Raw genomic sequence first — 14,141 nt, forward strand, 5'->3', positions numbered from 1 at the left:
TGTCTATATAAATTAGGATACATCATAAAACACGGATTTACCGTAGCGTAAGGAGCAGGTACATATGGAAGATAACAAGGAAGTAAAGAAGCAAGAACAGCAAAAAGTAGAACAAGAGCAGCGAATGGAGGAACGTAAAGCAGCAAAGGAGCTCGATCAAGAGAAGGAGTTGCAAGAAGTACAAGCGGTACAAGAGGGCTCCCAGAACAAGGTCATGAAAGCGAACAGGTTGTCACGGCTGTTACATTTTATTGCAGATGTGTTTAGTCCCTTAATGCCTGTGCTTCTGGGCGCAGCAGTTCTGAAATGTATACTTGGCTTAATTGCATTTATCTATTCCTTCGGAGAGCCGGACAGTTCTTCTTTTATCAACGGTCAGACCTGGATGATCTGGAAATCCATCGGTGACAGTGCTTTCTATCTGTTGCCTGTCCTGGTTGCAATAAGCACGGCACATCGTTTGCGAAGTAACCTGTATGTAGCAGGTGCGATAGGGGGACTGATGCTGTACCCGCAGATGATTCAATTGATGGCCGGCGGTGAAGAAGTGCATTTTATGAAAGTGCCGCTTGTGTCACAGGCTCCCTTCTATTCGGCTTCACTGTGGGTTATCGCTGCAATCGCTATCGTATCCTGGGCGGAAAGACATGTGGAGCGTCTCAGTCCTGAATGGCTAAAAGGTATCCTTGCACCAGCATTAGCTCTCGGATTGATGGTGCCCGTTGTACTTATGGTGCTTGGCCCGTTGGGGACATGGAGTGGTGAACAGTTTTCGGAGGGAATCAACTCGCTTCTTAGTGATGCTCCAACCGTCCTGTTGATCCTGCTAGGAGCTCTCATGCCTCTTCTTATGCTCACAGGCATGCATTACTGGTTAATTCCAATTTTGATTCATGAATTGATGACGACAGGCTCAACCATCCTGGTTCCCGTCATGATGGTTGCCTTCGTTGCCCAGGCGGGCGCTGCACTCGCAGCAGGTTTACGCAGCCAGCAGGCGCAGTCCAGAAAACTGTCTTTTTGGGCAAGTGCAGCCGCATTATTTGGCGTAACTGAGCCTGCAATGTACGCCGTAAATATGAGAAGCTGGGCCACATTTGGTGGAGCTATGCTGGGCGGTGCATTTGGCGCGTTGTATTTTGGCTTGTTGTCCGTCAGATCCTTGGTGATCGGTGGAACGGGAAGTCTGCTGGAGCTTCCGTTCTACATTGAAGAGGGAACGTTGAATATGCTGCATACTTGTATCGGCGTAGGCATAGCTTATGTGATATCCGCAGTATTTGCTTATATGATGATGAGAAGAAAGATGCAGTAATGTTAAATGAAGTTCTGATTGTTCCGCTCACGATATAGAGTATAGAGGCTGCTCCACAAGGTCATGCCGTTGTGACCTTGTATGGAGCAGCCTTTATTGTTCGTTATTTTTGATGATGAAGAAATTAAACAGACAAAGGAGCGGAGGCGCTGTTCATGCAGCATAGTTATCTGCGATTCTGCCGCGTCTGGAATTTGTATCCAACACCACGCACAGTCACAATATAACGATGAGGGTCAAGCGGGTTTTCAATCTTACGTCTCAGATGGTGCATATGCACCATGACGGTACGCACATCACTCCAGTTGTCGAGCCCCCAGATCTGTTCAAACAGGTAATCGGTGCTGAAAACATGTCCAGGGCGCCCGGCCATCAATAACAGAAGCTGAAGCTCTTTTGCAGGCAAGGATAGCTCGTTCCCTCCAACGGCTACCTCATAGCGATCAAAATGTATATCCAGCCAGCCATCTCGCCATACTTTTTCACTCGAATCGTCAGAATAGGGTGGATTTATTTTTGAAGATTTAATTCTCTTCTTGACTCTTGCGACCATAATGTCTGGATCAAACGGTTTGGTCATATAGTCATCGGCAATTTCTAATCCTTGAATAATATCTTCAGTCTCCTGCCGGCTGCTTAGGAAAATAACCGGCAGCTCTGTTTTTTCTCTGAGCAGCTGCACCCAATCTGTCCCCAGTCCATCGGGGAGGACGATATCACACAGTATGAGATCGGGAGCATGCTCTTCGAACAGCCTGGATGCATCCTTTAACGTATGCGCTACAGAAGTGCTGTAATGCTGATGATGTAAATAAATCTGTACCAGCTCCGCAATATCTGTATCATCCTCCACGATGAGAATATGACGTTTTTCTTCATGGCTTGTCATGCGGCGACAACCTTCCTTTCCACGCAGGTAGTCGGAAGCAGAATTCACTGCCCGAGCCCGGCTTGCTGCTTACCCCTATGTCTCCATGATGATAGTGCATAATTTCCTTGCAGATGGCCAGCCCTAGCCCCGACCCTTTATGCTCGTCCTGAACGGAGGGCGGGCTGGCCTGTTCGAAGCGTTCGAAGATCCGTTCCTGCCATTCGGGCAGGATGCCTACACCTGTGTCCTTAACACAAATGCATGCCATCCAGCCCTTCTCCGTCTCGGGAGCTTCAGTTAACCTCAAATTTACATGAATGATGCCCGCAGGGGAAGTAAAACGCAGTGCATTGGAGATCAGGTTGGATAATACTTGTTCCATTCGTATCGGGTCCAACTGCACGAGCCAATCTTCGCTCCCGGTAGTCAGCAGGTCCGATCCTGCAGGCAAATCCATTATGTACTGAATGCCGTTTGCCTGAACATCCGTTTCATATTTAAGGAATAGCTCTTGCATAAATGGAATGACATATACGTTCTGCATCCTGAATTGTACCTGATGCGTCTCCAGCTTTGTCAGGTCAATCAGATCATGGATCATTCGTTCGAGCATAACCGAACGGGTGTAGATCCGATTCACATATTTCGGAGCATCGGCTGTAATAATACCATCCCGGAGCGCCTTGGCAAAGCCTTTAATCGAAGTGATGGGTGTACTCAATTCGTGAGAGATATTGGACAGCAGTCGGGTACGGAACAACTCGGCATCAGACATTTTTTGATTGGCCTCCTGAAGCTCCGCATTTGTCCGTCGCAGTGACCTTGTTCGTTCCTCGATGATCTGCTCCAGATGTTGATTGGTTTCCTGAAGCTGTAGTGATAATTGCTCTGATTCATGTAATGCTCGCGAGAAACGAGATGAGAGATTATATGCCTGGGTTAGCAGGAACACCAGCAGCCCTATAGACAGCATATCCTCTGTGGGCAGATGGACCGTGTAGAACAGCATATCATTCAGAGCGAATGCCATGAAAAACAGGAAGCCAATCATGCTGCTAACCGCCCCTTTTCTGCGCTTTGTCGCAGATCGGAGATAGATGTACAGCGTGTACAGCAGAGCCGGAAACAAAACTCCCCATGTAAAGGGCGTTAACAGATATGTGTATACATGTGCTGGTGTCATTAGAAATAGCAGTATGCAGCCGGGCAGAATAACGCCGGATACGACTGAGACTTGGCGCACGGCTTCCGCAGGGTATTCCCGGTTAATAAACAAGATTAGTAATAGAGCTGTCATGGCAACAGATATGTATTCTGCTTTGACCGCCCATTCCCAAGGCAACCTGGGCAGCAGGTAAAGTGCAGTAGATTCACCAAGCACTACAGTACGTACACCAACCGCCATACAGAGCAGACTGTACAACAGTGCAGAGGTTTCTTTTTTTCGATTCCAGAAGACAAATGCGTAGTACAGTGCCATCACGCCGAAAATGCCAACAATACCGGATTGTGCAGAGACATGCAGAATCCGGGTCCAGGAGATGCTGTCGGCTGAGCCCAGCTCGATGTGCTGCCATATTCCTGCATTGCGCTGAGAGAAGTTTGATACTTGAATAATGATCTCGTTCCAGTCCGTCCGTGGTTGAAAATAAACAACTTCAGGATAACTTTTCGGGGTCTCGGATATCCGGTTCGTACCCACAATGCCATTCCCGCCGACAAGGTGACCATTGATCCAGATGCGGTAAGCGGATGCAATGCTCTTGGGATAAAGCGCGAGAGGATGAGCCCCCTCGCTTAATTCCTGCGGGAGCAGGATACGCAGCCGGTATGTTGCATAGCCTTCACTGGACAGAAACCCACCGCTGTTATCCGAATAATTTGTCCACGGTGCAGGCAGCTCCACGAGATTGGATACAGGTGTATGAGCGGCTTGGAAATCTGTTGGCTCCAGTAGCTGACGCCAGTAAAATTCCCATTCTCCATCCAGCGGGATGCTTTCTTCTTGATCCGTATACAGATTGGACCAATCCAGCATTCCCTGCTTGGCAGCAGGAGGAGTCATGGGAACCGAGGATGACATACTCTCCTTCTGGCTCCATTGATTCAGTAGGACTATGGCAGTAAAGAGTAGCATCAGGCCAACCAGCATGACAGGATGTTTGAGGATAAGACCATATGCCGATTTGCTTTGTTTCATCAGGTTTGACCTCCGGCCAAGGGGGATTTGTATATTTTATTATAGATGGATGTTGGGCTTGTCGAAAGAAAAAGTTCTTGAATCTCAATGAACTTAAACAAAACTTAAACTTCTCTAAGTACAATAGTCCACATAATACATAGGCATTAAGGCCCGGCAACGAGGAAGGGAATTGGTTTATGAAGTATTACTTTTCGGACTGTATAACATTTATGTACCAGCATCGCTATATGGACTTTTTGCTGGCTCATTATAGTGAATTAAATTTACCTTATTCTTTTTCGACCACGTTAAGTTATATCTCCAGTCCGCTATTCATGACCGGTAGTGCAATATTGTGTTTTGATGAGGAAGATGAGCCAGCAGGTGCATTTGGCTTTATTCACGGTACGGGGGAGCGGAATTATGAGGATCAGCATGTGGTTCAGCTACAGGTTGCTTTTATCGTAAAAAAATATCGCGGAAGCCGGGTTTTTATGGAGGGGTTGAGGTTTCTAGTACAGCATCTGGATGAACATGTCGATGAGGTTGTGCCTGTACAGGAAATCCGATTTTGGGCTCCTCACGAAGTTCGCATGCACCGGCTCTTCTCCAAATTTGCAGAACAAGTATCCAGTAAAACACTTGAAGCAGGTACTTTAAATGCTTATGTGGTAAGGCTTGCTGAGCTTCGTGCGTATCTTGCTTCGTTTGATCGTGAAGTCTGTGTTTAGAAGTGTAAGGAAAGGATGACGTCATCTTGATTTTGCAGCTAAAGGGCCATCAATCCTTACAAGATGAGGACTATGCCCGTTTTGCCCGTTTTTATCTGGCCAACAGTGATGAATTCGATGAGCAGTATATGCTTCATGATGCTTTATTTCATTTAATGGATACGATTCAGCAAACCCAGCTGCTCTTATTCGATAATGATCAGGGTCAGCTCAGCGCGTTCATTCAATATCGTTACATAGAGGATCTGCATACTGCCTTTATAGATTCAGCCGTACTGGACAAAAAGTATCGAAGCAGCAGAGTGTTTTTTGCAGGCCTTCGAGATGTCGTCTTATGGATTTGTGAGGAGAACAGGCATGTTCAGACCATACAGTTTCACGCAGCCGCAAACAACCGTTATATCAATCGGTTATACAGCAAATTTGCCGTATGTACTGATGTTCAGGTACGTAATGGTAGAACGGAGCATGTATATACGGCTGAATTAGACCCTTTGCTGGTGTATCTGAAGATTCAAACGAATACATGATCTGTCGGGATGACCAATGAACTCTGAAAGGAGGTGAAGACTACGTGATTCCAATTCCAAGTTCTTACAACAAACCCGAAAAAGGTGGACGCATTTTTAAGTTTGAAAATGTATTGAAGCTGAATGAACAGCTCCGTGCAAGCACGACCTCTGCGAAGTAATCCCCGCCAAGCATTCCTTCCATATTCCTGCTGAGGAAATGAGGAAAGAAAGACCAAAGAAGCAAGCTGATCACAGATGTGATGGGCGTGCTTCTTTTTCTATATAGCTATGCACCAAAAATATGAAAAAATGGTGAACGATGCTGGAACACATCCCTTTTAAAGGTTGTTTCTTTATATAATTAGAGGAAAGAAGAAGGGAGTTGCCTGATGAAAAAGCCATTATGGATCATTGCTAGTGTTGCTATTGTAATCCTGCTTGGAACGTATCTGATTGCAAACACAGCAGGCCGGGATAAGGCTGAGCAGCCTGAAGAGACGGATATTCGGAAGCTGGTGGAGGACATCAGTACAGGCCGGGAGAAACCGAAGTCTGCTTCGATTAGTGCTACAACGTTAACAGTGACAGATGCAGGGAACAAGGAAACCAGCTACACTTTGCCGGAAAATGAATTTTTTCTGTCCATTGCTCCTTACGTCCAGCAGACCCATCCCTGTGAAATTCATAGTTTAACGGGCTGTCAGGGGGAGATGGTGAATGAGGAATTCACGGTGACGATTCATGATTCAGAAGGGAACACATTCATGAAGGATGAAGTGTTAAAGTCTGGAGCGAACGGGTTCATGGATTTATGGGTGCCGAGGGATCGAACCTATCTGATCCGTATTGTTCAGGACGGAAAGGTGGCGGAGACGCAGCTGTCTACCTACAAAAATGATCAAAACTGCATCACAACAATGCAGTTGATGTAAGGTATTCTCAAGCCAGTCAAGCTTATTGAATACGGGGGATGGGATGGATTGCTTGTTGAGCATGCATCTGAAGAACGATCCATCATCACGTATGCTGATCAATTGAGCAATGATGGGGAGCGTTGCCTCCATAATAGTGAGATAAGCTGAGATGACAGCAGGCCAAAAAGCACCAAACCCTTTAATATGGCTTGATGCTTTGACTTTTTGCAGTAAAGCTTAGCAGCCTGACCTAATCCGTAATAAGGATACCACTTTCTCCAACAGCATCAAGCGCTTGCTGCAACTGTTCAATATCCTGAACGAGAGCAAGTCTGACGTAGCCTTCGCCTGATGGCCCAAAGGCACTGCCCGGAGTAACGATGACTCCTGCTTTGGTAACGAGGTCGGTCGCAAACTGCTCCGATGTATCGTAATGGGCAGGAATCCGTGTCCAGATAAACATCGTCGCTTCCGGTTTGTTAATTGCCCATCCGAGTTTAGCAAAACCTTCACACAGCATATCACGCCGTTCCTCATAGATTGCCCGTACTCGTGCCACATCACTTTGGTCGCCTGTAATGGCAGAGATGGCCGCCCGCTGAATCGGAATAAACATACCATAATCCATATTGGATTTCAGTTTTTTCAGCGTACTGACAACGGCAGCGTTGCCTAGACAGAATCCGATTCTTGCTCCGGCCAGTCCATACGTTTTGGACAGGGAGTTGAATTCGATTCCCACATCCATGGCACCGGGGTAAGCCAGAAAGCTACCACATGTTTTACCGTCAAAAACAAGCTCACTGTATGCATTGTCGTGAAGCACGATAATGTTATATTTTTTGGCAAAGGCAATCAGCTCTCCATAAAAGGAGTCGGGAGCCATCGCTGTAGTCGGGTTGTTCGGATACGATACCAGCATGAATTTTGCCCGCTGTGCGACAGCTTCAGGAATTTCATGCAGCTGAATAACGTAGTTGTGCTCTTCTTTTTGCGGCAAGTAATAGAGCTCTGCCCCAGCCAGAAGAGGACCATCTGCGAACACCGGATAACAGGGATCAGGAACCAGCACGAGATCGCCCTCATCTACGATCGAGAGGGAGATATGTGCAAGCCCCTCCTGAGAGCCGAGCAGTGAACAGATTTCTGTTTGCGGGTCCAGTTCGACGTGGTATCGTTCTTGATACCACTCGCTTGCCGCTTGCAGCAGTTCACTTTGGTCATTCACTGCGTAAATATAATTGGCTGGATCAGCCGCGGCCTCACAGAGTGCATTCATAATATGCTGGGCCGGTGGAATGTTTGGGGTTCCGACACTAAGATCAATGACGGGCTGTCCATGTTCCAGCCGGCGACGTTTGATATCCAGCAGCTTGGTGAAGATGCCTTCACTAAAGTGATTCATTCGTTTAGCAAATTTCATGTTGATTCCATCAGCCTCCAATGCTCTTCGTACGCATATTTATTAATAATAAATGCATAACGCACAAAAGAGAAGAGCAGAGAGCTGTGCCGTCTATTCCACCTTGAAGTGACTCAATTCGTCCCGTAGCTTGGCAGACAGCTGATTCAACTCATCGGAAAGATCAGCCACCTGCTTAATGCTATCGAGCTGTTCCTGTGTACTTGCACTGACCTCTTCTGTTGAAGCAGAATTCTCCTCGGTGGTTGAGGAGATAATCTCCAGAGCCTGAAAAATTTCGTCCTTGTGCTGATGCACAGTGGTTGTACTGTTTGTGATCTGTTTCATGCGGAGCTGGAGCTCTTTCAGGTCCTTGTTAATGGTGTAGAATACTTGCTGGGTATTCTCCACGGACTTGGCGTTCTCTTCCGCAATTTTCAGACCGCGCATGGTGTGTTCAACTGATAGAGAGGTTTTCTCTTCAATAACATTGACCTTCTTGTTAATTTCCTCTGTCGCCAGTGCAGTCTGTTCAGCCAGCTTACGAACCTCTTCCGCTACAACGGCGAATCCTCTGCCATGCTCTCCAGCACGTGCGGCCTCAATGGAAGCATTGAGGGCAAGCAGATTGGTTTGTGAGGCGATTTGTTTCACTGTATCCACAAAGCTGGATATTTCATTCCGGCTGAGATCAATCTCCTGAATTATAGAGGAGACCGCCTGAGTTGAGGCATTGTTTTCATCGGACCATTTGGATAATTGCTCTACGACGGCAAGCCCATGACCGCTCTGATCGGCAGAGGTCTGTACCATAGCTCCCATAGCCTGTGCATCCGCAGCAATCTCATCAATCTGGTTCGATAATGAGCCCGTTTTGCGTAAAATATTTTCGGTTTCAATGGATTGATAGTTGGTTGCGTTGGCAATTTCATTAATCGCCGTGGATGTATCATTCATCGTCACTGCGGTTCTTGAAGATATGGCTTGCAGGTCATTGGATGATTGATTGAGAATTTGCGCTGAATTGCCCACGATTTGCAGCATACCCTGAATTTTATGCACCATAGTGTTCAATCCTTCGGCAATCTGTCCAATCTCATTCGTGGACTTGATATCCAGTTTAACCGTCAGATCACCTTGCTCAATCTGTTTGATCTTGCCCAGTAACTGCGGTATCGTGCGCAGCTGACGACGAAGGGTGATATTGCTAATAATTACAAGTAACAATGTAGCCACAATAAATCCTCCGACAGTAAAGGAGGTAAACTTGCCAAGCTCATCCAAAACCTCTTTTTCTGCAATGGTCAAGCCTACTGACCATCCGGTATCTTTGCTGGTCGCATAGCCGATGTAACGATGTTCCCCATTGTCATTCATCAAGGTTACGCCCGATTCTCCAGCGATCATCTTTTTACCTATTTCGGCCATATCGCCTTGACTATTCACAATGTTCTCCTTCAGCACCTTGCTCTCATCCGGGTGGTACAGAATTTCTCCGCTCCTGGAGAGCAAAATGGAATAACCCGTACTGCCCAACGAATAACTTTTCATGATATTCGGAATATCTTTAAATGCAATGTCGGCAGCTACAAAACCAATCATATTGTTGTTCTCATCCTTGATTGGATAGAAAATCCCCATAAGCACACTACCCGCTGCAACGTCGATGTAGGGATCTGAATAATAAAGTCCATCTGCAGCTTTGACCGGCTGGTAGTATGGGCGAGCCTGAATATCAAAGTCAGGTGCAGAGACAACGCCGTCATTTTGAATCCAGAAGCCTTTTCCATCCATCCCCGCAACCCATGCATCGGCAAAAGAAGGCTCGGCTGCCACAATAGCGGCGAGTGTTTCCTTGGTTTCCTCAGCATAAGTGGATGTGGATGCTTCTGCTGCTGATTTTGTTGTTTCTATGTATTGCTTGAACAGTTTGTTCGTAGACATTTGCTTGACCAATGCGCCTTTTTCTTTGAACAGTGCATCGAATTCACTGACGATGGCTTGTGTTTTGGTCTGAAGCATAGATTCTTGCTGTTGAACCATAATGTTTTTTGTACTGGTGAACACAAATGTGCCAAGTACAGCGAACACAACGACAATGATGACTAACAACACAACGGACAGCGTATTAGCCATACTGGATTTGCGTGTCCCCGTTTTTCCCCGTTTTTTGAAAATGTTTAACATGTTCCATCTCCCCAGATGTTTAATTAAGAAGTGCTAAACTCCTGAGTTATATGTCGGCATATGGTATAGAATTATGTATATTTTCATTACATCAAAATGTTTTAATTAAATTTTGATGTAATTTGGAGGATCGTTCCTTCAATGCATTTTGTTTATAATGGAATAAAGTGATGGAGTCTGATTGAGATATAAGTGGAGACAGGAGGAAGAAAGATGAAGATGACCCAGCTTTGGCATGCTTCCATGCAAGGCATGCCCTGGAATGAAGAGAAGATGAATCAGGCCGTTCAGCATTTGCGGCGCAGGGCGACGGTTCATTTTCGCGTCGGTGTGGATACGGTTGAGGATCTGGCCCATTTGGATGCGAAGGTTTTCTCGGTCAGACCCGATCTCATTCTTCACATCTCTAATGCAGATGTCAAAGCAAAGTACGAATCCAGTTTCCTCGGACGATTGGCGCAGCTGAAACATGTATCTGCTTTACAGCTGCATGTTTCCCAGAAGCAGGATTTTACTATTTTAGGTACAATGAGTCAGATGCATTTTCTAATCATAAGCTCCCCTGCCAAGGAAACGGATTTGAGTTTTATTGAACATTTCACACAGTTAACGTATCTTGAGCTGCATGGGAAATTTGAAAGCAAGACCTCGATTGAGAAATGTAAGTCTCTGGAGACGCTTATCCTGAACTGCCCAGTCGATTGTCTTGATGTATTAGCAGCGCTTCCGAGGCTTCAATATTTGTCTCTTGATAACTGTGAGTTGAGAAGCGAACTGGAGATATTGGCACCGTCATCCATCCGTATACTCAAGCTTAGCTCCGTGCGAAAACTGACAAGTATCCATGGACTGGAACGTATGCATGGCCTGGAATTCCTGCATTTATCCTTGTCCAAGCTGGAGCAATTATGTGATTTCTCGCAAATGCCCCGGCTCAGACAGCTTGAGCTGAGTTATATGAAATCGCTTCGGAATCTGGAGTATTTGTGGACGGCCACAGCTCTTGAAGTGCTGGAGCTGAAGGAGATCAATACTGCACTCAAAGCAGAATCATTCGTCCGGCTGTCCGAGCTTGAGCGGCTGCGTCAGATTGATTTTCGCTTCATCGATTTTAATAAAGGACGCATCGCTGCTATGCGTGAACAGCTCATACGGCAAGGGAAGTCACACATCCTGTATGAGCATATTCCTGAACAAGCTCAAGTACAATCCATGGCGATCGAGCATATATCCCGATACTTGACATAGAGAATAATGCGAAGGGAATAGCGATCAGATTAGAATGTAGTCGAATCGAATGCGAAGTCGTATCCCTAATCCATTCCAGGTGTATCTAATCGAATCCAAGACAACCCAATACACAATCCAGTGAGCAGATACAAATGCTGCCAGGCGGATAAAGGGAGCAGCTTGGAATCAGCCTGCTGCCTTACGTGTTCAGATCGGTAAGCGCAGGCACGTTAATCTCCTTGACACAGGCTGCGTTGGACAGGCTGACAATACACTGCACGATGGATACGATGTCCTGAAGAGGGATGCGTGTGCCGCCGTACTCGGATAATGCGCGTTCTGGACCTGCGTCATACGGAATTTCTGCTGCCAGTTCTCCTGGATTAATGCAGGTTACCGCGATGCGATCCTGCCTTGTATGTTCCCGCAAAGCCTCTGTAATACCCCGTAATGCAAACTTGGAGGCGACAAAAGAAACCTGTGTACTGCCCGCATTGCTTAAACCGGCGGTTGAGCCAATAACAATAATTTTGCCTGCCGCCGATAGCCGCAATTGAGGCAGTAGTGCCTGTATACATACAATGGTGGACGTTACATTGACATGAATCAGCTGTTGAATATCGGCAGGGTCATCCTGATCAAAGGTATAATGCTCCTCGAAGCCTTCCTTTTCCCAGATGCCCACGTTATAAATAAGCACATCCAGTGTTTCGCCGCGTAGCTGTTCTGCAATGTGTTTGCCCGCCTGAAGCTCGGATAGATCCGCCTGAATCCATATACGCTGCACTCCATCGTTCAGCTTTAGGCTTTCCGGCTGGCTACGAGATACAACCCATACTTTATCACCAGCCTGCGGCAATCCTCTGACAAATGCATCACCTAGTCCTTTACTGGCCCCAAACACAATGAAATTTTTCATCCTTGAAGATCCCCCTTATGTGACCGTGTGTACCAACACGGTTATTAATATGGCATTACCATAAAGCTTACTATAAAGGAGTTGTATGGAACATGAAGGTTGAATGAGAGATGTTTCATGTTTCGGAAAGAAATTGACCAAAGTGCGAAAGGATACATTCGATATATCAGGCAGTTCAGAAAATGAGAATCAAAAACCAAAACCAAAATGACCTGGCTTCACGGTAAGTGAAGTCCAGGCCATCCGAATGTAATTACGTACAGCGTAACTTTAATTAAAGGCTGGCTGAAGGTTACTCCATACGGAAAAAGTCGAAGTCGGCGTACCCTCCGGTAGACTTGGTCGCATAGTTAAACAATGCAAACCGATAGCCCATAAAGTGCGGTAACGTGTACGACATTTGTAGTGTGTTGCCAATGGTAGTCCAGCTGGTACCATTCAGACTGTAGGCAAAATACGCCTTATCCGTTTGATTCGTAAAATCACAGATGACTCGCAGATAGACCCTGTTTTGATTCAAAGGTACATTTGCGACTTCAGTCATTGTGCCGGAGCTGGCATTGACCATGACGATGGCTTTGGTATTGCCGTTCATTTTCACACCGACAAAACCGTATTTGGCCTGAAATGCTGCCAGTCCCGCATAGTCGCCATCCTTCATGCCCGCTGTTTCGAGTGCGGTAACGCCAGTGCTTTTGGGTCCAATAGCTCGCTGTGTCAGCGTATTGCGTGCTTCCATAATATTTTTGCTGAGCTTGCCTGTTGTTAAACGCAAGAAGTCAGGGCGTTGACTCAAGGACCATTTGCTGGCATCCGAATTGTGATTCCACTGCCAAAATTTCGAGAGACCAGAATTGCCAGAAGCGGTATTAAATTCATCCGAGCCGTAAATGTTGGTCGTTGGCTGTCCTTCAATTGGCAAGTTAATGGTCATTGGAACCTTGCCGTTAACCCCGAATACAGGCCAGTTGTCAGACCAGGTCACTGGAACCAGATAAGGAATTCGCCCGACGGCTCCACTGTCACGGAACAGCATGCCATACCAGGCCCCGGAGGCCGTATCTACGATGCCGCCCTGGGCAATACCGGAATCTCTTAACACAACTTTTCCAGTGTAGGGTCCTGTCAACGTATTTGCGCGATAAGCAAGCTGTATGCGTCCATCACCCGCAGGCCAGGCGATGAGGAATACGTAATACATTCCGTTAATCTTCTGGATATGTGCCCCTTCTGCCTTCACGATCATATTGGAGCCAGCGATACTGCTGGCATTCGAGATCAGGACCTGATTCAATCCCCCGGATTTAACGGCCTTCGCATCAGGAGTTAATTCAACGATACTGATGTTATCACTGCCATGTACAAGAAAGGTGCGGTTTCCATCGAAAAGCAGGGACGGATCATGATAATAGCTGTTTAATGTATATGGCGTCCACGGTCCGGTTTCAATATTGCTCGTCTGGTAGATGTAGGTCCTGCCCGTAGAAAGTGAGCCGAAGGCTACATAATAGGTGCCGTTGTTGTAGCGAAGGCTGCTGGCCCAGGAGCCACGTCCATACTCATTTTGACCATTATTCAGATTCTGCACATCGCCGTTGCCGAGTGTGGTATAGACATAGTTCACAATACTCCAGTTGACCAGGTCGTAGGATTTCATGACAGGTACGCCTGGATTCATATGCATGGTGGTGCTGGTCATGTAAAAGGCGTTGCCTACACGAATGACGTCACTGTCCGGCACGTCTGCATAAAGCACCGGATTGTTAAAGGTAGCCGCATAGGCGGACTGCTGGGTAAGGGGCAGTGTTGTCAAAAGCAAGGGAATTGTGAGCAGCAGGACTCCGATTTTTTTCCACATAACAATGCCTCCCTGGAATG

11 protein-coding genes are annotated in these 14,141 nt (G+C 46.6%); 5 read left to right on the top strand and 6 right to left on the bottom strand.

Annotation, left to right across the window (positions count from 1 at the left end; genetic code table 11):
• Window positions 1–64 precede the first annotated feature (64 nt).
• Entirely contained in the window at window positions 65–1,315 is a 1,251-nt protein-coding gene (locus DFQ00_RS10525) for a PTS sugar transporter subunit IIC (RefSeq protein WP_110896432.1), read from the top strand.
• Window positions 1,316–1,481: 166 nt separating this feature from the next.
• Here the strand turns inward: DFQ00_RS10525 and DFQ00_RS10530 are convergent, their stop codons facing one another.
• Window positions 1,482–2,204 (bottom strand): response regulator transcription factor, encoded by a 723-nt coding sequence (locus tag DFQ00_RS10530; protein WP_110896433.1) that lies wholly within the window; start codon window positions 2,202–2,204, stop codon window positions 1,482–1,484.
• Window positions 2,191–4,386, bottom strand: a complete 2,196-nt coding sequence (locus tag DFQ00_RS10535) for a sensor histidine kinase (RefSeq protein ID WP_244213773.1) — start codon at window positions 4,384–4,386, stop codon at window positions 2,191–2,193. Before DFQ00_RS10535 ends, DFQ00_RS10530 begins: the two co-directional genes overlap by 14 nt.
• A 179-nt stretch (window positions 4,387–4,565) precedes the next feature.
• On the opposite strand from DFQ00_RS10535, the gene DFQ00_RS10540 reads away from it, so the two are divergent.
• The 3 genes from DFQ00_RS10540 to DFQ00_RS10550 all read left to right on the top strand — a co-directional run bounded on the left by DFQ00_RS10540 (window position 4,566) and on the right by DFQ00_RS10550 (window position 6,543).
• Window positions 4,566–5,099: a hypothetical protein gene (locus DFQ00_RS10540; protein ID WP_110896434.1), complete on the top strand. Its 534-nt coding sequence runs from the start codon at window positions 4,566–4,568 to the stop codon at window positions 5,097–5,099.
• Between the two features lie 26 nt (window positions 5,100–5,125).
• The gene (locus DFQ00_RS10545) at window positions 5,126–5,629 is read left to right on the top strand and encodes a hypothetical protein (protein WP_110896435.1); all 504 of its coding nucleotides are present in this window, start codon (window positions 5,126–5,128) and stop codon (window positions 5,627–5,629) included.
• A gap of 371 nt (window positions 5,630–6,000) precedes the next feature.
• Window positions 6,001–6,543 (top strand): CueP family metal-binding protein, encoded by a 543-nt coding sequence (locus tag DFQ00_RS10550; protein WP_110896436.1) that lies wholly within the window; start codon window positions 6,001–6,003, stop codon window positions 6,541–6,543.
• 232 nt (window positions 6,544–6,775) lie between these two features.
• On the opposite strand, the gene DFQ00_RS10555 is transcribed toward DFQ00_RS10550, so the two are convergent.
• Together DFQ00_RS10555 and DFQ00_RS10560 are read right to left on the bottom strand one after the other, a co-directional pair.
• The gene (locus tag DFQ00_RS10555) at window positions 6,776–7,948 is read right to left on the bottom strand and encodes an aminotransferase class I/II-fold pyridoxal phosphate-dependent enzyme (protein ID WP_110896437.1); all 1,173 of its coding nucleotides are present in this window, start codon (window positions 7,946–7,948) and stop codon (window positions 6,776–6,778) included.
• A 93-nt stretch (window positions 7,949–8,041) separates the two neighbouring features.
• Window positions 8,042–10,114, bottom strand: coding sequence for a methyl-accepting chemotaxis protein (locus DFQ00_RS10560; protein WP_110896438.1), 2,073 nt, complete (start codon window positions 10,112–10,114; stop codon window positions 8,042–8,044).
• 213 nt (window positions 10,115–10,327) lie between these two features.
• Here DFQ00_RS10560 and DFQ00_RS10565 point away from each other — a divergent pair, with 213 nt between their 5' ends.
• Window positions 10,328–11,362 carry a leucine-rich repeat domain-containing protein gene (locus tag DFQ00_RS10565; RefSeq protein ID WP_244213774.1) on the top strand — a complete coding sequence of 345 codons (1,035 nt, stop codon included), beginning with the start codon at window positions 10,328–10,330 and terminating at the stop codon, window positions 11,360–11,362.
• A 181-nt stretch (window positions 11,363–11,543) separates the two neighbouring features.
• On the opposite strand, the gene DFQ00_RS10570 is transcribed toward DFQ00_RS10565, so the two are convergent.
• The gene (locus DFQ00_RS10570) at window positions 11,544–12,263 is read right to left on the bottom strand and encodes an SDR family NAD(P)-dependent oxidoreductase (protein WP_110896439.1); all 720 of its coding nucleotides are present in this window, start codon (window positions 12,261–12,263) and stop codon (window positions 11,544–11,546) included.
• A gap of 292 nt (window positions 12,264–12,555) precedes the next feature.
• Complete coding sequence (locus DFQ00_RS10575) at window positions 12,556–14,121, bottom strand: glycoside hydrolase family 43 protein (protein ID WP_110896440.1); 1,566 nt, start codon at window positions 14,119–14,121, stop codon at window positions 12,556–12,558.
• Window positions 14,122–14,141 lie beyond the last annotated feature (20 nt).

It is taken from the genome of Paenibacillus barcinonensis (genome assembly GCF_003217495.1).
GTDB classification, from domain to species: domain Bacteria; phylum Bacillota; class Bacilli; order Paenibacillales; family Paenibacillaceae; genus Paenibacillus; species Paenibacillus barcinonensis.

Excerpts from the sequence above, each read along its gene's own strand:
- DFQ00_RS10525 (WP_110896432.1), top strand. The coding sequence starts at position 65 with ATGGAAGATAACAAGGAAGTAAAGAAGCAAGAACAGCAAAAAGTAGAA.
- DFQ00_RS10530 (WP_110896433.1), bottom strand. The coding sequence starts at position 2,204 with ATGACAAGCCATGAAGAAAAACGTCATATTCTCATCGTGGAGGATGAT.
- DFQ00_RS10535 (WP_244213773.1), bottom strand. The coding sequence starts at position 4,386 with ATGAAACAAAGCAAATCGGCATATGGTCTTATCCTCAAACATCCTGTC.
- DFQ00_RS10540 (WP_110896434.1), top strand. The coding sequence starts at position 4,566 with ATGAAGTATTACTTTTCGGACTGTATAACATTTATGTACCAGCATCGC.
- DFQ00_RS10550 (WP_110896436.1), top strand. The coding sequence starts at position 6,001 with ATGAAAAAGCCATTATGGATCATTGCTAGTGTTGCTATTGTAATCCTG.
- DFQ00_RS10555 (WP_110896437.1), bottom strand. The coding sequence starts at position 7,948 with ATGAAATTTGCTAAACGAATGAATCACTTTAGTGAAGGCATCTTCACC.
- DFQ00_RS10560 (WP_110896438.1), bottom strand. The coding sequence starts at position 10,114 with ATGTTAAACATTTTCAAAAAACGGGGAAAAACGGGGACACGCAAATCC.
- DFQ00_RS10565 (WP_244213774.1), top strand. The coding sequence starts at position 10,328 with ATGAAGATGACCCAGCTTTGGCATGCTTCCATGCAAGGCATGCCCTGG.
- DFQ00_RS10570 (WP_110896439.1), bottom strand. The coding sequence starts at position 12,263 with ATGAAAAATTTCATTGTGTTTGGGGCCAGTAAAGGACTAGGTGATGCA.
- DFQ00_RS10575 (WP_110896440.1), bottom strand. The coding sequence starts at position 14,121 with ATGTGGAAAAAAATCGGAGTCCTGCTGCTCACAATTCCCTTGCTTTTG.